This window comes from Helicobacter sp. 23-1048 (assembly GCF_053654545.1).
This window is the reverse complement of record NZ_JBSIUT010000002.1, coordinates 135,312-161,584: the sequence shown is the minus strand read 5'-3', so window position 1 is coordinate 161,584 and position 26,273 is coordinate 135,312. Positions and strand designations below refer to the sequence as shown.

General features: G+C 40.1%; 26 protein-coding genes. 19 read left to right on the top strand and 7 right to left on the bottom strand.

The genetic code is table 11. The features are described from left to right. Positions 1-5: 5 nt before the first annotated feature. Both purC and ACWIWK_RS07540 read right to left on the bottom strand, forming a co-directional pair. Complete coding sequence (purC, locus tag ACWIWK_RS07545; RefSeq protein ID WP_454152187.1) at positions 6-713, bottom strand: phosphoribosylaminoimidazolesuccinocarboxamide synthase; 708 nt, start codon at positions 711-713, stop codon at positions 6-8. A 23-nt stretch (positions 714-736) separates the two neighbouring features. Continuing rightward, complete coding sequence (locus ACWIWK_RS07540) at positions 737-2,071, bottom strand: S41 family peptidase (protein WP_454152186.1); 1,335 nt, start codon at positions 2,069-2,071, stop codon at positions 737-739. Between the two features lie 156 nt (positions 2,072-2,227). On the opposite strand from ACWIWK_RS07540, the gene ACWIWK_RS07535 reads away from it, so the two are divergent. From ACWIWK_RS07535 to ACWIWK_RS07520, 4 genes are all read left to right on the top strand, one after another. Next, positions 2,228-3,034, top strand: coding sequence for a phosphatidate cytidylyltransferase (locus ACWIWK_RS07535; RefSeq protein WP_454152185.1), 807 nt, complete (start codon positions 2,228-2,230; stop codon positions 3,032-3,034). Between the two features lie 21 nt (positions 3,035-3,055). Then, complete coding sequence (dxr, locus tag ACWIWK_RS07530) at positions 3,056-4,207, top strand: 1-deoxy-D-xylulose-5-phosphate reductoisomerase (RefSeq protein WP_454152184.1); 1,152 nt, start codon at positions 3,056-3,058, stop codon at positions 4,205-4,207. A gap of 277 nt (positions 4,208-4,484) precedes the next feature. After that, the gene (gene modA / locus ACWIWK_RS07525) at positions 4,485-5,087 is read left to right on the top strand and encodes a molybdate ABC transporter substrate-binding protein (RefSeq protein WP_454152183.1); all 603 of its coding nucleotides are present in this window, start codon (positions 4,485-4,487) and stop codon (positions 5,085-5,087) included. Between the two features lie 124 nt (positions 5,088-5,211). Continuing rightward, entirely contained in the window at positions 5,212-5,733 is a 522-nt protein-coding gene (locus tag ACWIWK_RS07520) for a molybdate ABC transporter permease subunit (RefSeq protein ID WP_454152182.1), read from the top strand. 97 nt (positions 5,734-5,830) lie between these two features. Here ACWIWK_RS07520 and ilvC read toward each other — a convergent pair whose 3' ends face one another. Next, complete coding sequence (gene ilvC / locus ACWIWK_RS07515) at positions 5,831-6,877, bottom strand: ketol-acid reductoisomerase (protein ID WP_454152181.1); 1,047 nt, start codon at positions 6,875-6,877, stop codon at positions 5,831-5,833. Positions 6,878-7,119: 242 nt separating this feature from the next. Between ilvC and ACWIWK_RS07510 the strand changes: the two genes are divergently transcribed. The 5 genes from ACWIWK_RS07510 to ACWIWK_RS07490 all read left to right on the top strand — a co-directional run bounded on the left by ACWIWK_RS07510 (position 7,120) and on the right by ACWIWK_RS07490 (position 10,387). After that, positions 7,120-7,434: a 4Fe-4S binding protein gene (locus ACWIWK_RS07510; protein WP_454152180.1), complete on the top strand. Its 315-nt coding sequence runs from the start codon at positions 7,120-7,122 to the stop codon at positions 7,432-7,434. 15 nt (positions 7,435-7,449) lie between these two features. Continuing rightward, the gene (locus ACWIWK_RS07505) at positions 7,450-8,574 is read left to right on the top strand and encodes a 2-oxoglutarate synthase subunit alpha (protein ID WP_454152179.1); all 1,125 of its coding nucleotides are present in this window, start codon (positions 7,450-7,452) and stop codon (positions 8,572-8,574) included. 1 nt (position 8,575) lies between these two features. Continuing rightward, positions 8,576-9,403: a 2-oxoglutarate ferredoxin oxidoreductase subunit beta gene (locus tag ACWIWK_RS07500; RefSeq protein WP_454152178.1), complete on the top strand. Its 828-nt coding sequence runs from the start codon at positions 8,576-8,578 to the stop codon at positions 9,401-9,403. A 1-nt stretch (position 9,404) separates the two neighbouring features. After that, a complete protein-coding gene (locus ACWIWK_RS07495; protein ID WP_454152177.1) occupies positions 9,405-9,956 on the top strand; it encodes a 2-oxoacid:acceptor oxidoreductase family protein in 552 nt (183 codons plus the stop codon). Positions 9,957-10,177: 221 nt separating this feature from the next. Continuing rightward, positions 10,178-10,387, top strand: a complete 210-nt coding sequence (locus tag ACWIWK_RS07490; RefSeq protein WP_454152176.1) for a TOBE domain-containing protein — start codon at positions 10,178-10,180, stop codon at positions 10,385-10,387. 73 nt (positions 10,388-10,460) lie between these two features. On the opposite strand, the gene ACWIWK_RS07485 is transcribed toward ACWIWK_RS07490, so the two are convergent. After that, on the bottom strand, positions 10,461-10,901 hold the full coding sequence (locus ACWIWK_RS07485; protein ID WP_454152175.1) for a copper resistance protein CopD: 441 nt from the start codon (positions 10,899-10,901) through the stop codon (positions 10,461-10,463). 170 nt (positions 10,902-11,071) lie between these two features. Between ACWIWK_RS07485 and ACWIWK_RS07480 the strand changes: the two genes are divergently transcribed. From ACWIWK_RS07480 to ACWIWK_RS07460, 5 genes are all read left to right on the top strand, one after another. Beyond that, complete coding sequence (locus tag ACWIWK_RS07480; RefSeq protein WP_454152174.1) at positions 11,072-11,245, top strand: hypothetical protein; 174 nt, start codon at positions 11,072-11,074, stop codon at positions 11,243-11,245. A 10-nt stretch (positions 11,246-11,255) separates the two neighbouring features. Next, positions 11,256-12,518, top strand: a complete 1,263-nt coding sequence (locus ACWIWK_RS07475; RefSeq protein WP_454152173.1) for an HD domain-containing protein — start codon at positions 11,256-11,258, stop codon at positions 12,516-12,518. Between the two features lie 75 nt (positions 12,519-12,593). Beyond that, the gene (locus tag ACWIWK_RS07470) at positions 12,594-12,803 is read left to right on the top strand and encodes a hypothetical protein (protein WP_454152172.1); all 210 of its coding nucleotides are present in this window, start codon (positions 12,594-12,596) and stop codon (positions 12,801-12,803) included. Further along, a complete protein-coding gene (locus ACWIWK_RS07465; RefSeq protein ID WP_454152171.1) occupies positions 12,800-13,180 on the top strand; it encodes a type II toxin-antitoxin system death-on-curing family toxin in 381 nt (126 codons plus the stop codon). The genes ACWIWK_RS07470 and ACWIWK_RS07465 overlap by 4 nt, the downstream gene beginning before the upstream one ends. A gap of 77 nt (positions 13,181-13,257) precedes the next feature. Further along, positions 13,258-16,086: a hypothetical protein gene (locus tag ACWIWK_RS07460; protein WP_454152170.1), complete on the top strand. Its 2,829-nt coding sequence runs from the start codon at positions 13,258-13,260 to the stop codon at positions 16,084-16,086. Between the two features lie 8 nt (positions 16,087-16,094). On the opposite strand, the gene rsfS is transcribed toward ACWIWK_RS07460, so the two are convergent. The 3 genes from rsfS to ACWIWK_RS07445 are packed head-to-tail and all read right to left on the bottom strand — an operon-like array spanning position 16,095 to position 19,016. Beyond that, the gene (rsfS, locus tag ACWIWK_RS07455) at positions 16,095-16,427 is read right to left on the bottom strand and encodes a ribosome silencing factor (protein WP_454152169.1); all 333 of its coding nucleotides are present in this window, start codon (positions 16,425-16,427) and stop codon (positions 16,095-16,097) included. Between the two features lie 22 nt (positions 16,428-16,449). Then, positions 16,450-17,175, bottom strand: a complete 726-nt coding sequence (nadD, locus tag ACWIWK_RS07450; RefSeq protein ID WP_454152168.1) for a nicotinate (nicotinamide) nucleotide adenylyltransferase — start codon at positions 17,173-17,175, stop codon at positions 16,450-16,452. Next, the gene (locus tag ACWIWK_RS07445; protein WP_454152167.1) at positions 17,172-19,016 is read right to left on the bottom strand and encodes an extracellular solute-binding protein; all 1,845 of its coding nucleotides are present in this window, start codon (positions 19,014-19,016) and stop codon (positions 17,172-17,174) included. Before ACWIWK_RS07445 ends, nadD begins: the two co-directional genes overlap by 4 nt. 106 nt (positions 19,017-19,122) lie before the next feature. Here ACWIWK_RS07445 and hemW point away from each other — a divergent pair, with 106 nt between their 5' ends. From hemW to ACWIWK_RS07420, 5 genes are all read left to right on the top strand, one after another. Next, on the top strand, positions 19,123-20,211 hold the full coding sequence (gene hemW / locus ACWIWK_RS07440) for a radical SAM family heme chaperone HemW (protein WP_454152166.1): 1,089 nt from the start codon (positions 19,123-19,125) through the stop codon (positions 20,209-20,211). 56 nt (positions 20,212-20,267) lie between these two features. Continuing rightward, positions 20,268-20,744, top strand: a complete 477-nt coding sequence (locus tag ACWIWK_RS07435; protein ID WP_454152165.1) for an RNA pyrophosphohydrolase — start codon at positions 20,268-20,270, stop codon at positions 20,742-20,744. Positions 20,745-20,848: 104 nt separating this feature from the next. Further along, positions 20,849-22,132: a TolC family protein gene (locus ACWIWK_RS07430; protein ID WP_454152164.1), complete on the top strand. Its 1,284-nt coding sequence runs from the start codon at positions 20,849-20,851 to the stop codon at positions 22,130-22,132. 2 nt (positions 22,133-22,134) lie between these two features. Then, on the top strand, positions 22,135-23,211 hold the full coding sequence (locus ACWIWK_RS07425; RefSeq protein WP_454152163.1) for an efflux RND transporter periplasmic adaptor subunit: 1,077 nt from the start codon (positions 22,135-22,137) through the stop codon (positions 23,209-23,211). Positions 23,212-23,214: 3 nt separating this feature from the next. Continuing rightward, on the top strand, positions 23,215-26,271 hold the full coding sequence (locus ACWIWK_RS07420; protein ID WP_454152162.1) for an efflux RND transporter permease subunit: 3,057 nt from the start codon (positions 23,215-23,217) through the stop codon (positions 26,269-26,271). Positions 26,272-26,273: the final 2 nt, after the last annotated feature.

The following is a 26,273-nucleotide window of genomic DNA, read 5'->3' as shown; positions in this document are numbered from 1 at the left end:
CTCCCCTAGCGTAAAATACGGCGTAAAACTTCCTCATACGCGACTTTGACTTCTCCAATGCCCTCACGGAATCTATCTTTATCAAGTTTTTGGTTGCTTTGCCTATCCCAAAATCGACAATTATCAGGGCTTATCTCATCGCAAAGCAAAATATTTCCGCTACTATCTCTACCAAATTCAAGCTTAAAATCAATGAGGCGCAAATCTTTGGCGATAAAAAAATCTTTGAGAATCTCATTTATCTTGCGTGCTTGTTCTCGCAAAAATTCATTTTCCTCTCTTGTGCTGATATTAAGAAGTTTGCAATGTTCATCATTGATAAGTGGGTCGCCAAGCGCATCATCTTTGTAAAAAAACTCCACAAGCGCAAATGGCAAACACTCCCCCTCTAAAATCCCCAAACGCTTAGATAATGAACCAGCTGCGACATTGCGCACAACCACTTCGATAGGGATAATCCGCGCCTTTTTGCATAACATATTGCTCTCATCAATCATTTTAATAAAATGTGTGGGAATCCCCTTAGATTCTAAAAGTTCAAAAAGTGCCGTGCTGATTTTACAATTTAGTGCGCCCTTACCTTTCTCACTCCCCTTTTTTTGTGCGTTATACGCAGTTAAATCATCTTTAAACTCCGTGATGACTTCATTTGGATTATCCGTAGCAAAAAGCTTTTTCCCTTTTCCTTCATACAGCATTTGTTGTTTATTCATCTCTACTCCTTACATTTTGCTTGTTATTTTTTAAGCACCGCCCACGCACGAAGCATATCAATACCTGTTTTTAACTGAATGTCTTTATAAATGTCTTCTTGGGTTACATCTTTGTTGCTTATTTCTTTTGAATCTTGGGTATTTTTGGATTCTGTGTTTGTTGTTTTGGCATTTTGCTTTTCGTCTTTGATTTTTTCTAATTCACCCTTTAAATGTCGCTTTAAGTCTGCTTCTTTAAGAGAGAAGTTGTTTTCATTCTCTGGCACACTACCCGGATAAACGACCACATCAGGTTCTAATCCTGTCGCCTGTATCGTGCGCCCGCTTGGAAGATAATACTTTGCAATAGTAAGTTTAATAGCCTCCCCTGCGTCAATTTGCTTCACAGCCTGCACGCTTCCTTTACCAAAGCTCTGCTCGCCGACTAAAAGAGCTCTTTTATGGTCTTGCAACGCTCCAGCGACAATCTCACTTGCGCTCGCACTTCCTCCGTTGATAAGCACAACAAGTGGTACATCAGCATACAATGCACTCCCGCTTGCTTTAAACTCAACATTTTCACTTTTTTTACGCCCTTTTTGAGAGACAATCACTCCGCTTTTGATAAAAAGCCTTGATAAATCTACTGCTTGGTTGAGTAACCCTCCGGGATTTGAGCGTAAATCAAGCACAATCCCATCAACTTTACCCAGCATTTTAAGCCCGTTGCGCACATTCATCGTTACATTTCTATCAAACGAATTTACACGCACATAGGCATATTTTGTGCCTTGTATTTTTTTAACCTTTACAGAATCTACGCGGATAATATCGCGGACAATGCTATAAACAAGTGGTTTGTTCTCTCCATTACGCACGATGGTAAGCTCAATCTTTGTTCGCGGTTTGCCTCGCATTAGAGCCACCGCCTCATCGATAGTCATATCAAGAGTGCTTTCTTCATTTATCTTTAAAATCACATCTCCGCTTTTTAGCCCCGCTTTATACGCTGGAGTATTGTCAATAGGAGCAATGATAGTAAGCGCACCATCTTTCATACCAAGTGTGATTCCAAGTCCGCCAAACTCACCATCTGTTTGGGTTTTTAAATCATCAAATTGCTTTTTGTTAAGAAAACTTGAATGTGCATCAAGATTCTTTAATAACCCTACAATCGCTTTATCCACGATTTCATCAATGCGCATTTCATCGACATATTCATCTTCAATTTCACTAATGACCTTGCGTAATTTTTTATACGCATCAAGACGATTTTGCTCCTTATTTGTAGCACCAAATCCTACACCTAAACCAAAAACCGCCCAAAGCAACAACCCTAACATCAGCATAAACGATATAGGTTTCTTATTCTCTACCATTTGCAACCTCTTTAAATTTGAAGTATTTTTTAAAAAATCCCTTATTCTAGCAAAATTTTCTTACTTTTTTACAAACATAAAATTTTTTGCTATAATCCAACGAGGTATTAACGCCACATAACTCACATAAATGTAGTTTTGCCTATAAGGAAAAATATGCTAAAAAACTTTCTTAACACTTTATTTAGTCCCGAACACAAGACTCGCGTGCTTACGGCTGGCATTTTGATTCTTGCTTTGGTGATAATTTTTACCATAAATAGCATTTTTATTGTTTGGCTTACTTTGGGTGTGCTTTTTGTCGTATCTATTTATGAGGCACTTCGCTTATATAAAGTAGAATCTGCGTTGCATTTTTACCTTGCTAGCGTGGCGATTTGGATTGGAGCGTATCTTTACATTGAACAAAGTGATAATATAAGTGGTGTATTTTACCCAGCACTTATTGTGCTAATGATTTATGCGAGTTACCTTGCTTATACCAAAAGCATTACACCAAAAGTTTTTTGCCCTTTTATTTACCCTACACTCCCATTTTTGGCACTTTTAGCACTTTATGCACAGCACGATAGGCTTGGTCTTGTTTCCCTCATTGTCATTGTAGCTTGCACAGATAGTGCGGCGTATTTTGGGGGCAAGGCGTTTGGTAAGACGCCATTTTGTCCAACCTCTCCTAAAAAAACCATTGAGGGCGTAGTCGTTGGTATTTTTACAGGCGGAATTATTGGGAGTTTTTTACTCATAGGATTCACGCCACATTTTTTCCTCTCTGTGCTATATGCGTTTCTTATCGCTATTAGCAGTGTGTTTGGTGATTTATTTGAGAGTTATTTGAAGCGGGAAGCAGAGATGAAAGATAGTGGTAATATATTCCCCGGACACGGCGGTGTGCTTGATAGACTTGATGCTGTGCTGTTTGGCGGTATTACGATGCTTTTTTTACTCTCATTATTTGAAGTATAGAGCACAGATTCTCTTAATACTATGACGCCAACAACCAACAACACTACACAAAGCCTTATCATTCTTGGTAGCACAGGTTCTATTGGGGTGAATGCGCTTAGTGTGGCAAAATCCTTTGACATAAAGATAGAATCTCTAAGTGCTGGGCGTAATATCGCACTACTAAACACCCAAATCAAAGAATACACACCACAAAAAATCTGTATAGCAGATTCCAAAGATAGGGACAAACTTAATACAGCCCTTATAAAACAACATAATATTGAGGTTTTTTATGGGACAAGTGGCATTATAGAAATGATAGAATCAAGCCAATCAAACCTTGTGCTAAACGCCATTGTGGGATTTGCTGGGCTAGCCCCAAGCCTTAAAACAAAGCAATGTGGCAAAAAACTTGCCCTCGCCAATAAAGAAAGTCTAGTGAGTGGGGGCTGGCTTTTTGGTGGTTATACTATTACGCCCATTGATAGCGAGCATTTTGGGCTTAGCTACTTATTGCGCGATAAAGATTCTCAAACACTTAAACGACTTATTATCACAGCAAGTGGCGGTGCATTGCGCGATATGCCTCTTATGGAACTTCCAAATGCAAGCCTGCAATCTGCACTCAAGCACCCAAATTGGAAAATGGGGCAAAAGATAACTATTGATAGTGCGACAATGGCAAACAAACTTTTTGAAGTGCTTGAAACATTTTGGCTTTTTGGTGTGCGAGAAATTGACGCCTACATTGAACAAAGCTCACTTATCCACGCATTGGTTGAGTTTATTGATGGCTCTCTTAGCGCGCATTTAAGCGTGGCTGATATGAAACTCCCCATTGCGTATGCGCTAGATTCTACCAAAGCACGCAATCTTGGGCTTATCGCACCATTTGATATGACGAAGTTTTGCAACATTGCGCTTAGAGGGATTGACACAGCGCGTTATCCACTATGGAGATTAAAAGATGAGTTATTAAGCTCACCAAAGCTAGGCATAGTGCTCAATGCAAGCAATGAAATCGCTGTTAATGCGTTCTTACAAGAAAAAATCACTTTTGGCAACATTGTCAAAATAATAGAATCTGCGTTACAAAAATTTAGCAATGTAAGCTCATTGGGGCTTATGAGTTATGAAGATATAGCTTATGTCGATAACGAAGTGAGGCAATACACACAAAAACTCATTTAAATTTTTACTAAAGATGCCACGATTTATAAATTACGATATTTTAAATGTGCCTATTTATGAACTTAGCAGGCAGTTTTGTATGGAGATAAGCTACAAATTTTAGCCAAAGTTGTAAATGTGATAGTATTTTTTTTTGGATATAAAATATGAGATTTAATATAATTCAAGGAGTGGAGATGAAATTCAAGGTAATTTTAGCGTTTTTATTGGGATTTAGTGTTACACAAGCAGAGGTGCTTATCGCTGCAGGTGCTGGATATAAAAGTCACTAGAAGAAGTGGCAAATCTCTATGAAGCTAAAAGTGGCAAAAAAGTTTTGCACACTTATGGCAACTTACAGCAAGTTATCGAGCAAGCAAAGCAAAGTGGCAAAATTGGTGCGATTTTGGGTGATGGGCGGTTTATTGAGCATTCTAAACTTAAAGTCAATACACCAATACCCATAGGCAATGGCAAACTTGTGCTGGTAGGGAGCAAAAAGGCTAGATTAAAAAAGCTAGAGGATTTGAGCAAATTTAAGCAAATCGCTCTGCCTGATGCCAAAAAGGCGATTTATGGCATTGTCGCAGTGGAGTTTCTCCAAAATGCAAAACTTTATGAGAAATTGGAATCTAAGCTTTTATTTCTTGCTACCGTGCCACAAGTAAGCACATATCTTATCGATGGAAGCGTGGAAGTGGGCTTTATTAACATCAGTGATTATCTAGCTTCTAAAGACAAGCTAGACACAATGATTGAGATAGATTCTAGTCTCTATTCGCCTATCAACATTAGCATTGCGACTTTGCAAAAATCCAAAAATAAGGAGCTTGGCGCATTTATTGAGTTTGTAAGCACAAACGAAGAAGCAAAAGCAATTTTTGCAAAATATGGATTATAATCTTTTGGAGAGCATTGATTATGCGCCATTTTGGTTGAGTCTCAAAGTTGGCGCGATTTGTGTGCTACTTTATCTTGTCTTTGGGGTGGGGCTTGGGTTATTTTAAGTCGCACAAAAGGTGTAATTGTTAGCGTTGTGGATATTGTGGTTACCTTACCTTTGGTGTTTCCTCCTATTGCGATTGGATATTTTTTTGCTTTTATTGCTTGGACAAAATGGCATATTTGGCTTTTTAGACTTACTTTTTAGTTTTGAAGCGGTAGTATTGGCGAGTTTTATCGCTGGATTACCGCTTGTTGTTAAACCTATAGAATCTGTGCTGGGTGGTAGGATTAGAGATTTAGAAAGCATTGCCTACACACTTGGCAAAGGCAAAATCTACACTTTTATTTTTGTAAGTCTCCCCTGTATTTATAAAACACTCATTAGTTTATTATTTTTAGGGTTTGCCCGCTCGATTGATGAAGTGGGGATTACACTCCTAATCGGGGAAAATATCATTGGCAGAAGTGAGACTATTTCACTAGCAATTTATAATGCCACGCTAGGCGCAGAGTATCACAAAGCAAGCTTTTATGCGATAATTTTAGGTATTGTGTGTTTAGGGATTTTTCTTGTCTTGCGTCATTTGCAACAAGAACGATAAAGAGATTCCAAATCTTCATTGCTCTTGCGCTTTAGTGAGCAAATAAACTTTTTGTCTCTTTGCTTTTATGGACAAACCAAAGAGACAAAATAAACTCTTAATTTTTCTCTTTATTGATGAGTTTGCCTTTGCCTATCCAAGGCATCATTGCGCGGAGTTTTTCACCCACACGCTCGATTCTATGATTTGCCAAGTTTTTGCGCTCGGCATTCATTCGCGCATAGCCAGCCTTGCGCTCTAAGATAAAGTCTTTAGCAAAGCGTCCGTTTTGGATTTCGCTCAAAATCTCTTTCATCGCCTGCTTAGATTGCTCGTTGATTACGCGTGGTCCGCTTACCATATCGCCATACTCTGCGGTGTTTGAGATAGAGTAGCGCATATCCGCTAGCCCGCCTTGATAGATTAAATCCACAATGAGTTTTAGCTCGTGCAAGCACTCAAAATACGCCATTTCTTCAGGGTAGCCAGCCTCTACTAATGTCTCAAATCCCGCTTTGACAAGGCTCGTTACGCCCCCGCATAGCACAGCTTGTTCGCCAAATAAATCTGTCTCGGTTTCATCTTTGAATGTCGTCTCGATGATACCGCTTCGCCCGCCACCGATAGCGCACGCATAGCTTAGCGCGATTGCTTTGGCATCGCCTTTTGAGGTGTCTTGCTCCACCGCGATTAAATCAGGAATCCCCCCACCAGCGACAAATTCGCTTCGCACCGTGTGTCCGGGAGCTTTTGGAGCTACCATTATGATTCCTATGCCTTTTGGTGCAGTGATTTGCCCGAAGTGAATGTTAAATCCGTGCCCAAAAGCGATGATTTTATCCTCGCTTAAATGTGGCGCAATGTCGCGGGCAAAGACATCAGCTTGCAACTCATCAGGGATTAAAATCATTATAATATCCGCTTTTTTGGTTGCTTCAGGCACTTCTAGCACGGTAAAGCCCTTTGCCTTAGCCTTTTCCCAGCTTTTGCCGCCTTTATACAGCCCGATTATCACCTCTACGCCGCTATCGCGCAGATTTTCCGCGTGGGCGTGTCCTTGCGAGCCAAAGCCGATGATTGCGACTTTTTTCTTTTGGATAAGGGCTAAATCGCAATCCTTGTCGTAATACACCTTTAATGCGTTTGATTTTGATTGAGAACTCATTGCAATCTCCTTTTTTAAGTTTAAATTTTAAAAACAGATTTTGGATTATAGGGCAATTTTGTTTAAGATTGTGTAAAAATAGCAAAGATTCTCTAAAATCGCCGAATTTCTCTCGTAAAAATGACACACAATGTAACTATTTTTTTAACTTTTTAGCTTTTTTTGTAAAAATAACCTATATTTTAAGAAAATACAATAATATATAAACATTGTTAAATACATTTAGAAGGAAAGGATAAAAAATGGGTGTAAAACAAGCTCCGGAAAATACTCCGGTTTGGGTAGATGAGACAAGGTGCAAGGCGTGCGATATATGCGTATCTTTGTGTCCAAGTGGTGTGCTAGGAATGCGTAAAGATGATGAGCGAATTTTAGGTAAAATCATCACGGTAGCGCACCCTGAGAGTTGTATCGGGTGCTATGAATGTGAGTTGCATTGCCCTGATTTTGCAATTTTTGTGGCGGCTAAAGGTGAGTTTAAATTCGCTAAACCAAGCGCAGAAGCTAAGGAACGCGCTCAACGCGTAAAAGACAACAAGTTTATGCTTGTAGATTAAAGGTAAGGAGAAAGAATGCGAGAGGTCATTACAGGCGGAAATGAATTAGCAGCAACAGCTGCAATAGATGTGGGTTGTAGTTTTTTTGGGGGCTATCCAATCACGCCCTCATCAGAGATTGCACACGAAATGAGTGTGCTTTTACCAAAAAGGGGAGGCAAGTTTATCCAAATGGAAGATGAAATCGCTGGTATTTCCGTAGCTTTGGGAGCAGCGATGAGTGGTAAAAAGGCGATGACAGCGACTTCTGGTCCGGGCATTTCACTTAAAGCCGAGCAAATTGGCTATGGCTTTATGGCTGAGATTCCATTAGTAGTGGTTGATGTGATGCGCGGTGGTCCATCCACAGGATTGCCTACACGCGTTTCACAAGGTGATATAAATCAAGCAAAAGCTCCAAGCCACGGAGATTTTTGCTCCATTGCCATTGCCGTTGGGAATCTAAGCGAGGCTTATACACAAACCGTGCGGGCGTTTAACCTTGCAGAAAAATATATGACGCCTGTGTTTTTGCTCCTTGATGAGACTATCGGGCATATGCACGGAAAGGCATTTATCCCTGATTTAGAAGAGGTTAAAAAGATAGTCGTCAATAGAGAGCAATTCAAGGGCGACCCTAAAGACTACAAACCTTATGGAGTGCAAGATGGCAAGCCTGCGGTGCTTAATCCGTTCTTTAAGGGGTATCGCTACCACATTACGGGGCTTCATCACGGACCAACAGGATTCCCAACAGAAGATGAAAAACTCTCACAAAACCTCATCGATAGACTTTTTAGCAAGATTCAAAACAATGTCGATGACATCGTAGAATGCGAGGAATATGAACTCAATGACGCTGAAATAGCGATTATTGCGTATGGCTCAGTGTCATTATCTGTGCGTGAAGCAATTAACAAACTTCGCAAAGAGGGCAAAAAAGTGGGAATGTTCCGCCCTATCACAATTTGGCCTAGCCCACGCAAACAGCTAGAATCTCTAGGTAAAAAAGTGCAAAAAATCCTCGTAGTCGAGTTAAACAAAGGACAATACCTCGAAGAAATTGAGCGCATTTTATGTCGCAAAGTAGCCTTTTTAGGCAAAGCAAACGGCAGGAGCATATCTCCTAGCGAAATCATCAAAAAAATACAGGAGTTGTAAAATGGCATTTAATTACGAAGAATACTTACGAATGGACAAAATGCCCACACTATGGTGCTGGGGCTGTGGAGATGGAGTAGTGCTAAAGTCTGTGATTAGGGCGATTGATTCACTTGGGTGGAAAATGGACGATGTGTGTATCGTCAGTGGAATTGGTTGTAGCGGGAGATTCTCATCTTATGTGAATTGTAACACCGTGCATACTACACACGGCAGGACACTAGCGTATGCTACGGGGATTAAACTTGCAAACCCTGATAAAAAGGTCATTGTCATCTCTGGTGATGGCGATTCTATGGCGATTGGTGGGAATCACACCATTCACGCGTGCAGGCGCAATATTGACATTAACCTCGTGTTGATTAACAACTTTATCTATGGGCTCACAAACTCACAAACCTCGCCAACTACGCCAAAAGGCTTTTGGACGGTTACAGCGCAATACGGTAACATTGACAATTCGTTTAATCCTTGCGAGCTTGCGATGTCTGCTGGTGCGACTTTTGTAGGGAGAGAGAGCATTTTAACGCCTAAAAAGTTAGAGAAACTTTTTGTTGAGGGCTTCGCACACGAGGGCTTTAGCTTCTTTGAAGTGCATAGTAACTGCCACATCAATCTTGGGCGTAAAAACAAAATGGGCGATGCAACCAAAATGCTTGAGTGGATAGAATCTCGCATTGTCCCTAAAAATAAATACGACACGCTTAGCGATGAGGAAAAAATAGACAAATTTCCAACAGGTGTGTTAAAGCACGAAACAGGAAAAATGGAATACTGCAAGGCTTATGATGAAGTCATTAAAAAAGCGCAAGCTCAAGGAGGACATTAAAATGGAACATCAACTTCGTTTTACAGGTGTGGGCGGTCAAGGTGTGCTACTTGCGGGGGAGATTCTCGCGGAGGCAAAGATTAAAGATAAAGGCTTTGGCGTGAAGGCTTCTACTTATACTTCTCAAGTGCGTGGTGGTCCTACTAAGGTGGATATTTTACTTGATGGCGATGAGATTTTATATCCTTATGCCGATGAGGGTGAAATTGACTTTATGCTCTCAACCGCACAAGTGAGCTACGAGCAGTTTAAAAGTGGTGTCAAAGAAGGCGGAATCATCGTGGTAGAATCTAATCTCGTGCATCCAAGTGATGAGGATAAGAAAAAATATAGAATCTATGAGATTCCAATCATTAGCATTGCTAAAGAAGAAGTGGGAAATGTCGTAACACAATCAGTCGTGGCATTAGCAATCACCGTAACAATGACAAAATGCGTGGATAGAGACCTTGTATTTCACACAATGCTAGAAAAAGTCCCCGCTAAAGTGCAAGAAGTCAATAAAAAGGCGTATGAGCTAGGTGAGAAATACGCACTCAAAGCACTTGGATAAGCAAAAATACAATACAGATTCTCTTAAATTATACATAATTTAAGAGAATCTCCAAACCGCAAAAATCTATCGTGCAGAAATCATCGCAATGCGAGATTCCTACACTGCATCAAAAACCAAGCAAAATCAATTTATGTTTTTTGATATATTTAACTTTCTTAATTTACAATCTCCAAGTTGCCCCACAAAAAGCAACAAATTTAACATAAAAGGAGATTGCAATGAATATCAGCGCAAGAAATCAAATTAAAGGCAAAATCACAGACATTCAAAAGGGTTCAGTAAATGCCATTGTGAAAATCGACATTGGTGATGGCAACACTATTAGTGCGACCGTTTCACTAGAATCTATTAGCGAGTTGGGCTTAAGTGTGGGCAAAGAAGCCTATGCAATCATCAAAGCAACTTCGGTAATGGTGGGCACAAAGTAGCCAAATCCCTTAAGTGCGTAAAACGCGCCTAATAACTTCCACTCTTACTTAACATTTTTTAATTAAACTTCACTCACACTATAAACATAAATTTCGCCAACAACACGACAATTACAGCAATGCCAAAAACAATGGGGTGTGTATATTTGCCAAGTGGATTTGGACGCTTAAAGATATAATACATTGAAAGCGAAAATGCCGCTAAGCCAAAAATACTCAACGCAAAAATTGCCTTTATAATAAGCAATGTTTGGAATGGACTTTCAAAATATCCCTTATCCCCGCCAATATAGCTAGAGAGCATAGCCCCACCACTTAAAATAAGCAAAAGCAAGCAAGGTGGCATTATCTTTGTCTCAATGCTTCCTAAAAGACTTTTTACCTCGCGTGCCTTTTGCTCGTCTAATCGCTTAAACACATATCCTAAAATGACCACATCAGTAAATAAAAATCCTACGAAAATGATAGCGCAACACAAATGCACAATCACAAGATAGGGATATATCACTTCCATACAAACTCCTTATTGTGTAAATTTACTCTATTAAATCATATATATCTAAGCAAACGATAAACGATACTACTTTTAGAATGGATTTTATGGTATGCTGAAACACAGATTCTACAAAGTAAGAATAAAATTTGCTAGAATCTTAAGGTAAATTACCTTTTAAGGAGTGCAAAATGAAAAAAGCAATGATTTTATTTGGTGTCGTGGCGTTGGGGATTTCCCTTAGTGCGTGTGCGAAGAAAAAGCCCATAGGCTCATATCAAGCTGCGCAATGTGAAACTCAATGCACAAAGGGCGAGTGTAAGCAAACTTGCGTAGGGATTGAGGGCAACTACTATAAAAAATAAAAACCCGCAAATGAATACCAAATCCCTAAAATCCCCGCGTCTTAAAACCTCCCTCTTGCGCAAAATCTTTACCGCCGCATCGATTCGGCGGTGGAATGACCAAGCCTGCCCTGTGGAGTTTGTCGAGCTAGACAAGCAAGCACACAAAATGGTGATTGCCTACTTACTCGCGCGCTATGAGGAGCATTTCCATAATGCCACAATCGATTGGGAGCGGCTTATTTTGCAGTTTTGCTATGAGTTTTTTGAGCGCGTGATTTTGACTGACATTAAACCCCCTGTGTTTCATAAGCTCATCACTCGGCACAACAAAGAGCTAGTGAAATTTACTTTGGCAAATCTAGAATCTGATTTGGGAGCATATAATTTTTTTGACAATATGGGCGAGTATCTCACTTCTAGCGAGCATATTTCAAGCGAAGTTGTTAGCCAGCACAGCGCGCACATTAGTCGTGGCAAATCTTTGGAGAGTGAGATTTTGCAAGCGGCGCATTATTACGCGTCAAAATGGGAATTTGACATTATTTATCACTTTAACACCAAAATGTATGATGTGCAAAATATCAAAAAAATCATCGACAAGCAAGTCGAGGGGCATTATCACCTAGCGGGAATGCAGCAAATCGCGCTCTATGAAGATGTGCGCGAACTCATCACTATGCTAGGGCAGTTGCGCTTCCAAAAGCGATGGAGTCAAACCCCTAGAATCCCCGAAACCTCCGTGCTAGGACACACGCTCGTAGTCGCGCTAAGTGCGTATTTGCTAAGCCTAGATTTAGGCGCGTGCAAAGCGATGCGGATAAATCACTTTCTTTGCGGGCTTTTCCACGATTTGCCAGAAGTGCTAACCCGCGACATAATCTCGCCCATAAAGCACAATGTGCTAGGACTAGATGAGTATATAAAGCAAATCGAAGCTGAAGCAGTGGAGGAGAAAATCCTCTCAAAAGTGCCAGAAAATATCAAAGATGATATTGTGTATTTCACGCAAAATGAATTTGCCAATCGCTATAAAATCGAGTGCTTTGCGCATTATGCAAAATCGAGCGAGGAGCTTTTTTCGCGATTTAACGCTGATGAATACGAGCCAATTTGCGGGGAATTTTTAAAAGCGTGCGACCATTTGAGCGCGTATTTGGAGGCAAAGATTTCTATCACGCACGGGATTTCTAGCAGGGATTTAATCGAAGGTGCGCAAGGTATCTTAGAAAAACGCGGGAGCGAAGTGATAAACGGACTTGACATAGGCGCGGTATTTAGGGATTTTGAGTAGGAAAGTGCGCTAAAAAGCAGGTTGGCTAAAGATTTGGCTATAATGCTAAGATTTTAAAATTTAAAGGAGTGTCAAATGACTTTAGTTATAGAAAATGTCAAAGAAGAATTTTTGCCAGATTTTGTCAAAATGGCAAAAACTGCAAATGCCACAATCACACAAAAAGAGGGCAACACAATCGATAAAAAGGAAAGCTTTGATTTTAAAGCATTGCAAAAAGAAATGCTAGAGGATTTAAAAAAGCCTCAAAATTACGCGGTATTTGAGAGGCTAAAAGATAAATGAAATACCTCTCACTTGATGATGTTATCGCTTTGCACGATGATATTATGGATACAATGGGCGGGCTAAAGGGCTTTGACAAATCACGCGTAAGCTATTTAGAATCCGCGCTAGAGCATATACAAAATGATGATTTCTACCCTAGCTTCTTAGATAAACTCACTCATTTAATCTTTTGCTGTGTGAAATTCCACCCATTTTTAGACGGCAATAAACGAAGCGCGATTTACCTAGCAAAAGCATTTATCAAGCTAAATGCACCGCAAAATCTACCAAGCGATTTTTACGCCAAGCTAGAAGATGTCGTAGTAAATGTCGCAAGCGATGAAATGAGCAAAGAAGCCTTACGCGACTTTTTGGCAAAACTTTTGGGACTATGAATGCCACGATTTAGCAGGACAAATCTAGGCTAAAAATTTCGTTATAATGACAAGATTTTAAATGTAAAGGCTAGCAAATGCAAACATATTTCCCACTTGATATTAGCGAAGAGGCACTCAAAGCACGCGTAGCAAAGGAGTTTTTTGCACCATTTGATTACGAGCCTTTTGGCAAAATCGATTTTTGCATAAGCTACCGATACGACACAGAATCTTTGCATTTTCTCTGGGCAGAAGCAAAAAAGGGCAAAAGCGATATTTACACCTCATTTGTCCAGCTGATTTTGACTATCGGCAAAGCAGATTTATATGAGGATATGCTACCTCCCGCACTTTTAGGCGCGTTTGATTGTGAGAAAATCGCCTTTATCCAATACCACGAAATAATGAGCATTTTTAGCCAAAATGATTTTAATTGGAATGTAGCTCCAAGCGATTACACCACCAAAGAATTTAAGCAACTCCACGCCAAAATCAAAAGCCTACTAGAATCAAAAAGCCTTATTTTTGATTTTGGGCAAGACAGGGCAGAGCTAGAAAATTTCATCGCTACTAATTTCACGCTAAGCAACAAAAATCTCTCCAAAATCCCCATAACCAAAAACAACTTTATCGCTATTTATACCAAATGGCTAGCGTGCGTAAAACCTAGCATTAGCATTGATTGGGAGGCGGAGAAGCCAGAGATTTTGGATAGCGATTTTTATCTCGCTGATTTGCTAAGCTATGATAATACCACCAAAGCCATCTATGAAAATCTTAGAATCTTGCTTGATAAAGACCATTATCGTATCGCCTTAGAGAAGCTAAAGAGTGGCAGGCTAAATATTAGCGAGGTATTTTTCAAAGATTCTCAAAAAGCGCATAGCAAGTTTTGGAATATCTATGAGCGACCGCCTAAAGAGGAGTTTTGGGATTATATCATTAAGCGGCGTGATTTGCTCGTGCCTCAAGACATACGCGAGCGCAAGGGAGCATTTTTCACGCCACAAATATGGGTGCAAAAAGCACAAGATTATCTAGCGTTAGCCTTAGGGGAGGATTGGCAGGAGGAGTATTATATTTGGGATTGTGCCGCAGGGACAGGCAATCTGCTTGCAAATCTAAGTGATAAATACAAAATTTACGCCAGCACGCTAGATAAAGCCGACATAGACATAATGAAAGAGAGAATCCAAAATGGCGCAAATCTTTGCGAGGAACATATTTTTGCTTTTGATTTTTTAAATGATGAGTTGTTTGACACGGTGGATAAAAATGGCAAAATCATCGCAGAATCCAAACTCCCAAAATCCCTGCAACATATCATCAAAAATACGCCACAAAAGCTAGTGATTTTTATCAATCCGCCGTATGCGGAGGCAACTTCGGGCAAAACTCCCGCAGGAACGGGAAAAAATAAAGCAAAAGTTGCGCGAGACAATATGATTTGCGAGCGATATAAAGATGAGCTAGGCAAGGCAAATAATGAGCTTTTCGCGCAATTTTTTATGCGAATTTATAAAGAGATTCCAAACTGCATTTTGGGAAGTTTTGCTACCCTAAAATATGTCAATTCATCAAATTTTATAAAATTTAGAGACACCTTTCAAGCAAAATTTTTAAAAGGCTTTATTTGTCCTGCCAATACTTTTGATAATGTCAAAGGGCAATTCCCTATCGGCTTTTTGGTGTGGAATCTAGGCGATAAAAAAGAAATCGGAAAAATAAGAGTGGATATTTTTAATGAAAGCAATAAAAAAATAGGCAAAAAGAAATTGCAAGCAAATCCAAAGGAAAGTATCAATAAATGGATAAAACAATTTGACAATAAAAGCGCGGAATCTAATAAAGATAAATTTTTAGGATATTTATGTAATCCATCACCAGATTTTCAGCACAACAACCAAATGTATATTTCGCAGAAAAAAGGAATTGAGCATTTTAATTTTTGGGTTATGAGCGCGAAAAATTTTACTGTTGGTTGCGTATATTTCGCCGTGCGTCAAGCGATAAAAGCCTCGTGGATAAATGACAGAGACCAATTTTTGCACCCTAATAAAAAATGGCAACAGGACACAGAATTTCACAATGATTGCCTTGCTTTCACACTCTTTCACGGACAAAATCGCATTTCTTGTCATATTGAGCGAAGCGAAATATCTCAAAACAAAAACAATAGAGATACTTCGCTTGCTTCGCAAGCCCAGTATGGCAACAATAGCGGATTTATAAACCACTTTATCCCATTTAGCGAAAAAGAAGTCAATGCAAAATCTAGCTTTACTTCGCATTTTTTACACGATTTTATCAATGGCAAATGCGCTAATGCTACGCATAATAACACTACTTCTTGTCATACTGAGGGCGAAGTCCGAAGTATCTCAAAGGACAATAAAGGGATTTTTCGCTACGCTCAAAATGACAATAGAGATATTTCGGTTTCTGCGAAACCTCAATATGACAAAAACATAGATTGCCACGCGGATTTTGACAAATCCGCTCGCAATGACAAAGAAGTATATTCACGCAATAACACATTATTTGAGTTAGAATCTACACAAGATTTTATCCCACAAAAGCCCCTAAATTTTAGCAAGGAAGCGCAAGCTGTATTTAACGCAGGGCGAGAGATTTGGAGATATTATCACGCAACTGCAAGTGATAAAAAATCTCCACAAAGCCTAGCAAACCCCTACGCACCTTACAATCCAAATGCAAGCCTCTATGATATAAAAGAGTTTTTCAAAGGACGCAAAATAAGCGAAAAAGAGGGCGAAAATGGCAAAAACAAAAAAGGCAAGCTAAACGCCACAAGCAAAGATGAGCATTTTAACGCGCTTATGTCTAGCCTAAATGTAGCCCTTGCAAACCTCGCCCAAAAAATCGAACCAAAAATCTATGAATACGAGTTTTTGATGGAGTAGCAGTTACATTACACGCGCTTTGGTAAAGTTGATAAAAATTCCTCTAAATTAAACTTCGCGCGGTGATTATGTGTAAAGATATGCACCATTACATCGCCCAAATCCGCGATAAGCCAATCCTCACTCTCCTCATCAGTGGCGTAAAACACCACACCCCTCTCCTTTAGCTCACTTTTAAGATAATCAAGCAACGCATAGGAATGCTTGCCAGCCATAGCCGTAACGATGATGACAAACTCTACTAAGTATTCCCTCTCGCGCATATCCCCGACATAAATGTCCTCGCCCTTTTTCTCCTCTAAGAGCGTGATAATATCTTGCACTTTATCTTTTACTTCCAATTTTTATCCTTGTGTAATCAAATTATCGTGCTATTATAGCAGATTCTCGTAGTAAGCTATGCAGTGGTGGCGGAATTTGCCCCATAATGCGCTCCACTCCAAATCGCGCCAAATCCTCCCTAAGTGATGAGGAGGCGATATGGTGGCTTAGAGGCAAAAAATGCGCGCGCAAAGTCTTTGAATGCTTTGGGCTTGGTTGCGTGCTTTGTGGATTTGGAGAATCTAATCGCACACAAAGTTCCTCTAAAGCGTGCGTAAAGTCCGCTTCACTCGCACCATCTCTGCCAAATACCACAAATTCTACGCGCCTAGCAAGCTCATCAATCTCCCTCCACTGCCCCAAAGAGACAAAGCTATCAAACCCGAGCAAAAAATATAGCTTTTGTGCGCCTTGCGTTTGAGAGAGAAACCTCACACTCTCAATGCTATAAGTTACCCTGTTTTGTGTGATTTCAAAATCACATACTTTGAGAATCTGTGTGTTGTTTTGCGCGTTAATGTGCGTGGCTATGCGCTCACACATCGCTAATCGCACTTGTGGGCTCAATGCACTTTGATTCTTAAAAGGCGAGCAAAATGTGGGAAGCAAAAAAAGATGTTGGACACAAAAATGTCCTAAAAACTGCTCAACTATCGCTAAATGCCCATTATGAAATGGGTCAAAGCTCCCGCCAAAAATTGCTATTTGTGGGGCTTTTGTATTGTTTGTATTGATATTTTTTTTGTTTTTATGAGCGTTTGTATTCATTTCGCCCACCATAAATATGGGTCAAATCCGTATATTGGTGCGATTGCTGGCATAGCGATTTTGTCATTCCAATACGCCACGCGATAGCCCTTAGCGTGAAAATGCGGAATCGTGTAAAATCCCCATAACAAGATTCTATCTAACGCCCTGCCATAAGCTATTTTCTCTTCTTCGCTCTTTGCGTTGATAAGTCCCTCGATAAGTCTATCGACATTGCTATCCTCAATGCGCGCGTAGTTTCGCCCTCCAGCATTTCGCGCTGCTTCACTCCCCCAATAAAACCTCTGCTCGTTGCCCGGATTTAAGCTCTGCCCCACAAGCTCAACCACCATATCATATTCAAAATTTCGCAAGCGATTAGTGTATTGCGTATCATCGACTTTGGTAAGTTTGACTTCAATGCCAAGTTTTTGGAGATTTTTCATAAATGGCAGACAAATACGCTCAAACCCGTCATAATTGATAAGAATCTCAAACGCCAACCGCTTGCCTTGAGAATCCACAAGGTAGCCATTTTGGAATCTAAATCCAGCTTTGGCTAAAAGTGTGCTTGCGTATTTAAGATTCTCTCTTTTGTCTTGCCCCATAACCTTTGCATTATCCAAATGCTTTACCCCAAGCCAATTTATCCAGCCAGATTGTATATTTGCAGGCAGGGCAAAATCCGTGCGCGGGACAATAAAATGCTGTCCTAAAATGCGCATATCGTTGAGTTTTAATTGACTTAAAATATGTCGCTCTAATCCCTTAGGAATCCCACTAGAAGCAAAACGCGAATTATCAAAAATGTTAATTGTGCGTTCATATTGATTAAAAAACAAATTGACATTACTCCACTCAAAGTCAAACGCATAAAAAATCGCCTCACGCACGAGGGGATTGGCAAAAAATTCATTTTTGGTGTTAAAGAAAAATCCTTGAAATGTGCTTGGAAGTTTGTTTGGAATGACTATTTTTGAGAGGAGATTCTCTTTGTTGCTTTGATAATCTTTCGCCCACACTTTCGCGCTACTCTCCACACGCCAATCATACTCTCCAGCTATAAACGCTTGTTGCGCGATTACGGGCTCTTTGTAATACTCGATTATAATGTTTTCAAAGTTAAAAAATCCCTTTCGTGCAGGGTGATTTTTCGCCCAATAATGTGGATTTTTTTTAAAAACAATTTTGCGCCCTACATCATAAGATTCCACGCTGTATGCTCCACTTCCCACAGGATTTTGCAAGGGATTTTCCCCAAAAGTATTTTTCTCTCCCTGCATAAAAATATGCTTTGGCAAAATAGGAAGTTGCGCTAAAATAAGGGGCAATTCGGAGTTTTGGTTGTTTTTAAAATAAAAGCGCACTTTAAAAGTAGAGAGAATCTCCACGCGCTCTACATCTGCGTAATACCGCTGATATTCGATTTTACCAAGCGTTGTTAATGTCTCAAAGCTAAATTTCACATCTTGGGCGGTTATTTTCACACCATCGCTAAAGCGTGCGTTTTCATTCAAATGGCATTCTAAGTAAAATCCCTTAGAATCTATAATAAACTCCTTTGCAATCAATCCATACTCCGTAGCCGCCTCATCAAGGCTTCCCACGCCAAGTGTATCATACACTAAGGCTAAAATATTGCCCTCTGCGTTGCCCTTTTGCACAAATGGATTAAGCGAGTTAAAACTCCCCACTTGATGACTTCGCAAAGTGCCACCTTGTTTTGCATTAGGATTAGCGTATTCAAAATGGGTGAAGTTTTTTGGATATTTTGGCGTGCCAAAAAGCGCGATAGCGTGCGTAGAATCTACACCAACCGTATAAGAAATCACACACGCAACAAAACAAAAGATTTTTTTCATCGGCTTACTTTATGCTTCATAGATTCTAAAATGCTACACTTTTTGTGATGATTTGCAAAACTTACGCAACATTTCATTAGCAAAATTTTAGCAAAAAAGGGGAAACTTGCAACTCTACATTCACATTCCATTTTGTAACTCTAAATGTGGCTACTGCGCGTTTAATTCTTTTGTCAGCAAACAAGAATCTTACACGCCTTATATAAATGCGCTTTGCAAAGACATCACAGCCTCACTCAATACACTTAAAGAGCGCGAGCCAAATACAACACTTCAAAGTGTCTTTATCGGTGGAGGCACGCCAAATGTGCTAGATTCCACATTTTATCAAAAGGTTTTTGCCTGCTTTAAGGATTTTTTAGATTCGCAATGCGAGATTAGCATAGAGGGGAATGTCAATCTCATCACGCGTTCTTGGTGTGAGGATTTAATCGCAATGGGAGCAAATCGCTTAAGCATAGGTGTGCAAAGTTTCAATGCAAAAAAACTTGCATTTTTAGAGCGCGAACATTGCATTAAAGATATTTTTCAAGCATTTGAAAATGCGCAAAAAAGCGGGTTTAAAAACATAAATTGCGATATTATCTTTGGCACACCACTTGATGATGAAGCACTCATACAAAGCGAATGTGATAATCTCGCAAAACTCCCATTAACGCATATTTCAGCATATTGCCTAAGCATTGATGAGGGCTCGCGATTTGCGCTTAAATCACCACCAAAAGAGAATCTTAGCCAAGATTGCGTAACTCAAGCACAAATACTCAAAGAGCGATTTTTTACGCAAGGGTTTAGACAATATGAAGTCTCAAACTACGCAAAAGATGGCTACACCTGCAAGCACAATCTTGCTTATTGGCAGGGCAAAGAGTATGTAGGCTGTGGGTGTGGAGCGGTTGGGAGGATTGAAAATGTGCGTTACAAAGCAAATACCACACTCCAAGAATATATCAACAATCCACATTTTAGGGAAAAAGAAATTTTAAGCAAACAGGATTTAGACTTTGAAGAAATTATGCTTGGATTGCGTTGTGAGGTGGGAGTGGATTGCCAAATGCTCAATCCACAAAATCTCCAAATCCTCGTAGAATCTAATCAAATATATATACAAAAAAATGGGATAAAAAATATGGCGGTAGCCAGAGATTTCCTCCTTGCTGATGAAATTACACTATGGCTTAGCGAGAAGCGTTAAAATAACAAATTGTAAATAAAAATACATTATAATATCTTAAAAAACAAGGGGGAACAATGCAAGAAAACAAAGAAAAAAAATATCGTCCAAATGTCGCTGCAGTCATTCTCTCGCCAAAATATCCAAGTGAGTGCGAATTTTTCATCGCCCATAGAAGTGATTTAAAAGGTGCGTGGCAGTTCCCACAAGGTGGAATTGATGAGGGAGAAACACCCGAACAAGCATTATTACGAGAGCTAAAAGAAGAAATTGGCACAGATGAAGTAAAAATCCTAGCCCAGCACAACGATTGGGTGAAATACGATTTCCCTGAAAGCATTAGCAAAAAAATGTATCCTTACGATGGACAGATTCAAAAATACTTCCTTGTATGCTTACAAAGTGGAGCAAAAATCAATCTCCAAACACAAGAACCAGAATTTAATGAATACAAATTCGTCTCATACAAAGAACTTTTTGCCTATATTACACACTTCAAAAAAGGCGTGTATAAGGAAGTTTTATCTTATTTTAGAAGCGAGGGATTTATTTAGGTGTGTTTGCATTTACCTTTTTTGGCTCATAAAATGCTAGGATTCTTAGGGAATGCAAATTTTTAGGGATTTTAGAAAATCTTTATAAATCAACGGAGGTGAGAGTGGGATCGATAGGCAAATGTCTTTGGGGTGTATTTTGGTGTATCGTGTTAGCAAGCCAAACCTTAGTGCTAAGTGCAGAAAAACAAGAGCAGAAAAATAGAGTTACACTAAGCATTGAGGACTTTATACAAGCCGCCGAACACAACTCCACTATCCTTGCCAAATCCCAAGCACAAAAACAAAGTCTCATATATGAGGGGAAGTTCGCTAGGTCGTGGAACTCACCATACCTTGACTTCACTTCACAACAAACAAAATCTCCAGCTGGTGGCAAAGAACAAGAAAGCGAAATATATGTGATGATTGCTCCGCGACTTCCTTGGGTCTCAAGTATTTTAAGGCAAATGTATAAAACTCGCTATGAGCGTCAAAGCAAAAGTTATGAACTCTCTAAAATACTCACTATTATCGGGCTTAAGCGTATGTATTTAGAATACCTCGCACAAAAAGAGCAGTTTGATGTCTATAAAAATAGGTTAAATAATGCAAAAGAGCAACTTGATATAGCTAAGGTGCGCTATGACGCAGGGAGAATCTCAAAATCGCAATACCTATTTTTTAGGAGCGATTATCTAGGCGTGCAAGTAATGTTTGAAAATAGCAAAAGACTTGTTTTAAACTCGCTTAACTCACTTAGAGTAGCACTTGGACTAAGCCGTGAGGTTGAGGATATTGAAGTGAGTGGGCTAAATTTTGATTATTTAGATTCCACAAGTTTAAACATAGAATCCAGCATACAAAACTCTCTGTATATGGATATAGTAACACTTGATATTAAGGATTTTGAAAATATGGCAAAAGCAGCTTCGCGCTCAAGGCTAGATGCTATCGAAGTAGGCGTGGGGACAATCGTTGGGGAATCAAATAATGGCATAGGCGTAAAAGTAAAAATCCCTATCCCACTTACCACTAGATATGGTAATCAAAAATCAATGTATCTTGCGTTACAAAGTGGCTCAATGCGTGAGCGCGAAATCTTAGAAAATACATTGCAAAACACTGCATATTCTTACCTTGAGCAGTTAGATTCCAAACGCAAGGCTATAACGCTGGCAAAAAATGATGAAGATAACAAACGCGAACTCTCTCAAATCAACAAAATTGGCTATGAAGCTGGGAAAACAAGCGTATTTGAATATTTAACCATTAGAAACAACCATTTGGATTCTATGATTTATACTATCGAAATGAAAAAAGAGTATATTAACACTTTGGCAATGCTTGAAGAATCGTTAGCCCAAGTGCTTAATCTACCGCTATATAACCTTACGCCAAAGGAGTAAAAATGAAAAAGATTGTTTTTGTGTGTGCGCTTGTCGTGTCTTTGTGGGGATATGATGAAGTAGTTATGAGTGAATCAGCGATGAAAACAAATGGCATATCACTCATCACGCTCACAGATAGAGAGCACGGAGATAAGGGGATTCCATTTAACGCACTTATTGATTTTGATGATAAGACCTCTGTCGCACAGAGTTCGAGCTTTGAAACCGTGGTGGTAAATGTGTATAAACGCGAAGGGGAGCGTGTAAATAAGGGGGATTTGATTTGTGATATTAGCTCAAATGAGTTAAGCACGCTATTTTTTGACTTTACCAACACACGAGAGAGGTTAAAAATCGCCCAAGAAAACGAACAAAAAGACAAAATGCTGTATAAAAGTGGGGTTATTTCTAAGCGCGAATATCAACTAAGCTACCTCACAATGAACGAACTCCAACTCAAATACAACGAAACTTTTGCTAAACTTGATTTATTAGGCGTGAGTGAATCTTTTATGAAATCTGGCAAGCAGGGCGAGTATGGATTCCCAATCGTGGCAAAGGCAAGTGGTGTGCTCTCTGTCGCTCCTTATCAAAGCGGGCAAAAAATCAATGCCTTTACGCCCTATGTGAGAATTTCACTAGAGCAAAGCACACTTTTAGGGCGCATTCGCATACCAGCTCACCTCGCTCAAACCGTGGCAAAGGGCGACAATCTCTTTGATAGCAAGGGACGAAAAATAGGACATATTGAATCTATGTCTGTGGTAATTGATAAAAATACCAACACTATTTTAGCCACCGCTAAAATCACTGCAAAAGATTTCAAAGTGGGGGAAATGATAAATGTCTATATTGATGGCGCGCTTCCTAAAGGCACGATACTTGTCCCATCATCTGCGGTGATTAAAGTGGGGAATGATTTTGTTACCTTTGTGAGGACAAAAAATGGATTCCAACCTACAAAAATCAAAATCCAAGAAGAGCACGATAGTGCCTTTGTAGTCCCTAAGGGAGCGATAAAAAATAACACGCAAGTTGCCACAGGCTCAATCATTGTCCTGCAAGGCATTATGAGCGGACTTGGAAGCGCGGATTAACCAATGCTTACCAAAATATTAGAATTTTCATTGCGCCAGCGACTAATGGTCGTCATTTGTGCGTTGGCACTGCTTTTTTTTGGCTCATATAGCTTTGTAACCATTCCTATTGATGCGTTCCCAGATATTTCCTCCACACAAGTAAAAATCATCTTAAAAGCACCCGGTATGGCACCAGAAGAGGTGGAAAACCGCGTAGTGCGCCCATTAGAATTAGAGCTACTTGGATTACCTAATCAAAAAAACCTGCGCTCACTCTCTAAATACGGCATAGCGGATATTACCATTGATTTTAATGACGGGACGGATATTTACCTCGCGCGTAATATGGTAAATGAAAAGCTCACAATGGCAATGGCTGATTTACCAAAAGAAGTAAGTGGCGGGCTTGCCCCTATCGTAACGCCATTAAGCGATATGTTTATGTTTACTATTGAGGGGGATATTAGCGAGATAGAGAAGCGACAGCTCCTAGATTTCACCATTCGCCCTATGTTGCGTAACACAAAGGGCGTGGCTGATGTCAATAGGCTTGGTGGATATGCGCGTGCGATTGCCGTAGTGCCAGACTTTGATGATATGGCTCGATTTGGTTTGAGTATTTCTAATCTCGAAGACGCTCTAAGTGCCAACCTCAAAAATGAGGGCGCGGGACGCGTGGATAGAGATGGACAGACATTTTTAGTAAAAATCCAAACTGCCTCACTGAGTGTGGAACAAATCCGAGAAATCCCCATTGTTACTAAATATGGCTTTGTGAAAATTGGAAATTTTTGTCGCGTTATAGAATCTTCACTTACGCGACTTGGGCTCGTAGTCATTGATGGTGTAGGCGAGACCACACAGGGACTTGTGCTCTCGCTTAAAGGTGCGAATGCGCGCGATGCGATTGATGAGATTAAAATAAAAATGGAAGCCTTAAAGCCAAATTTACCAGAGGGTGTGGAGCTACGCATATTCTATGACCGCTCGGAGCTTACACAAAAAGCGGTAAATAATGTCGTAAAAGTTTTGGCTGAAGCTATTGTGCTTATTATCGTTACGCTATTTTTATTCCTCGGCGATGTGCGTGCAGCGGTGGCTGTGAGTGTCATCTTACCTTTGAGTATCTCTGTGGCATTTGTGCTGATGAAAGAGTATGGAATCTCGGCAAACCTTATGAGCCTAGGAGGGCTTGCCATTGCTATTGGAATCTTGGTGGATTCCGCTGTGGTGGTGGTAGAAAATGCCTTTGAGCGACTAAGCTTAAGTAAAAATTCACCCAAACTCCACACTATTTATCGCTCTTGTAGTGAAATTTCTGTCTCTGTGTTTAGTGGTATTTTAATCATTATCATATTTTTTACCCCGCTTCTCACACTTGAGGGCTTGGAGGGGAAATTTTTTATCCCACTAGCACAAACGATAGTTTTTGCCCTGCTAGGAAGTCTAATCCTCTCAATGACGGTTATCCCTGTGATTAGCTCGTTTGTGCTAAAGGTAAGCGAACATAAAGAAACCAAACTCACACAATTCCTCCATAGAATGTATGACCCCATTTTGCATTTTTCGCTTACTCGCTTTAAAACCGTATTTTTTAGCGCAATCGCATTTTTGTTCCTTAGTCTTAGTTTATTCCCATTCATAGGGAGTGCGTTTATGCCTACACTAAATGAGGGCGATATAGTCATCAATGTCGAAGGACCACCATCTATCTCATTAGAAGAAAACAAAAAGCTAATGTTAATCCTACAAAGAGAGCTCCTCTCGCGTGTGCCTGATATTAAGAGTGTGGTTACAAGGATTGGCGCAGATGAAGTGGGGCTAGACCCAGCGGGACCAAATCAAAGCGATGCGTTCATATCTTTTAAACCCCAAGATGAATGGGAATCAAAAAATATGGAAGAAAATATCGATAAAATCCGTGAAGTGCTTGATGATATTAAGGGTATGAATTTAGCGATTATGCAACCTATCGATATGAGAATCTCTGAAATGCTCACAGGTGTGCGTGGGGATTTGGCGATTAAAATCTTTGGATATGAGATAGATGAGCTCAATAGACTAAGTGCGCAGATTCTAGACATACTTAAAAATATCGATGGCTCAGAAGAAACTTTTACAACTTTCAATCAAGGCATAAATTACCTCCATATCACGCCTTATAACGCTATTATGGCAAATATGGGGATTACTAGCGATGAATTTGCAAAATTTATGAGAAGCGCACTAGAGGGCGTAATGGTAGAGTATATCCCACAAGGCAACGCGAGAATCCCCGTTATCATTAGACAAGACAGAGAGCTTGCCACTGATGTTACGCGGTTAAAAAGCCTTGAAATGAGCTCTATTAACGGCTCACCAACCCCAATTAGCTCGATTGCAGAGATTGAAGAAATCGATGGTCCAGTGCAGATACAGCGAGAGGGGGCACAAAGGTATAATGTCGTGCGCTCAAATGTGCGTGATAGGGACTTAGGTGGATTCGTGCAAGAGGCACAGCAAAAAATTGCCGAGCAAGTCCAACTCCAAGATGGCTACTCAATCGTATATGGCGGGCAATTTGAGAATCAACAACGCGCCTCAAAGCGTCTCTCAACCGTTATTCCATTGAGCATTTTAGCAATTTTCTTTATCCTCTTTTTCACTTTTAAGTCCATTCCGTTGGCATTGCTTATCTTGCTTAATATTCCATTTGCCGTTACAGGTGGGCTTGTGGCACTCTTTGTTTCAGGGGAATATATTTCTGTGCCAGCAAGCGTAGGATTTATCGCCCTATTTGGAATCGCCGTGCTTAATGGCGTGGTAATGGTGGGATATTTCTTACAATTACTCAAGCAAGGGTTAAGCGTAGATGAAGCTGTGGTGATTGGAGCAAAGAGGCGATTGCGTCCTGTGCTTATGACGGCGTGCATTGCTGGGCTTGGACTTGTGCCAATGCTCCTCTCAAGCGGTGTGGGAAGTGAGGTGCAAAAGCCACTAGCGATTGTGGTTTTAGGTGGATTGGTTACCTCATCATTTTTGACATTAGTGATGTTGCCTCCGCTTTTCCGATTCTTTGTGAAAAAATTTGGCGTGTGAGG

Excerpts from the sequence above, each read along its gene's own strand:
- ACWIWK_RS07540 (WP_454152186.1), bottom strand. The coding sequence starts at position 2,071 with ATGGTAGAGAATAAGAAACCTATATCGTTTATGCTGATGTTAGGGTTG.
- ACWIWK_RS07535 (WP_454152185.1), top strand. The coding sequence starts at position 2,228 with ATGCTAAAAAACTTTCTTAACACTTTATTTAGTCCCGAACACAAGACT.
- ACWIWK_RS07485 (WP_454152175.1), bottom strand. The coding sequence starts at position 10,901 with ATGGAAGTGATATATCCCTATCTTGTGATTGTGCATTTGTGTTGCGCT.
- ACWIWK_RS07435 (WP_454152165.1), top strand. The coding sequence starts at position 20,268 with ATGCAAGAAAACAAAGAAAAAAAATATCGTCCAAATGTCGCTGCAGTC.
- ACWIWK_RS07500 (WP_454152178.1), top strand. The coding sequence starts at position 8,576 with ATGGCATTTAATTACGAAGAATACTTACGAATGGACAAAATGCCCACA.
- ACWIWK_RS07495 (WP_454152177.1), top strand. The coding sequence starts at position 9,405 with ATGGAACATCAACTTCGTTTTACAGGTGTGGGCGGTCAAGGTGTGCTA.
- ACWIWK_RS07425 (WP_454152163.1), top strand. The coding sequence starts at position 22,135 with ATGAAAAAGATTGTTTTTGTGTGTGCGCTTGTCGTGTCTTTGTGGGGA.
- ACWIWK_RS07505 (WP_454152179.1), top strand. The coding sequence starts at position 7,450 with ATGCGAGAGGTCATTACAGGCGGAAATGAATTAGCAGCAACAGCTGCA.
- dxr (WP_454152184.1), top strand. The coding sequence starts at position 3,056 with ATGACGCCAACAACCAACAACACTACACAAAGCCTTATCATTCTTGGT.
- ACWIWK_RS07445 (WP_454152167.1), bottom strand. The coding sequence starts at position 19,016 with ATGAAAAAAATCTTTTGTTTTGTTGCGTGTGTGATTTCTTATACGGTT.
- ACWIWK_RS07470 (WP_454152172.1), top strand. The coding sequence starts at position 12,594 with ATGACTTTAGTTATAGAAAATGTCAAAGAAGAATTTTTGCCAGATTTT.
- ACWIWK_RS07510 (WP_454152180.1), top strand. The coding sequence starts at position 7,120 with ATGGGTGTAAAACAAGCTCCGGAAAATACTCCGGTTTGGGTAGATGAG.
- ACWIWK_RS07490 (WP_454152176.1), top strand. The coding sequence starts at position 10,178 with ATGAATATCAGCGCAAGAAATCAAATTAAAGGCAAAATCACAGACATT.
- ACWIWK_RS07420 (WP_454152162.1), top strand. The coding sequence starts at position 23,215 with ATGCTTACCAAAATATTAGAATTTTCATTGCGCCAGCGACTAATGGTC.
- ACWIWK_RS07480 (WP_454152174.1), top strand. The coding sequence starts at position 11,072 with ATGAAAAAAGCAATGATTTTATTTGGTGTCGTGGCGTTGGGGATTTCC.
- ACWIWK_RS07465 (WP_454152171.1), top strand. The coding sequence starts at position 12,800 with ATGAAATACCTCTCACTTGATGATGTTATCGCTTTGCACGATGATATT.
- nadD (WP_454152168.1), bottom strand. The coding sequence starts at position 17,175 with ATGAATACAAACGCTCATAAAAACAAAAAAAATATCAATACAAACAAT.
- purC (WP_454152187.1), bottom strand. The coding sequence starts at position 713 with ATGAATAAACAACAAATGCTGTATGAAGGAAAAGGGAAAAAGCTTTTT.
- ACWIWK_RS07460 (WP_454152170.1), top strand. The coding sequence starts at position 13,258 with ATGCAAACATATTTCCCACTTGATATTAGCGAAGAGGCACTCAAAGCA.
- ACWIWK_RS07475 (WP_454152173.1), top strand. The coding sequence starts at position 11,256 with ATGAATACCAAATCCCTAAAATCCCCGCGTCTTAAAACCTCCCTCTTG.
- ilvC (WP_454152181.1), bottom strand. The coding sequence starts at position 6,877 with ATGAGTTCTCAATCAAAATCAAACGCATTAAAGGTGTATTACGACAAG.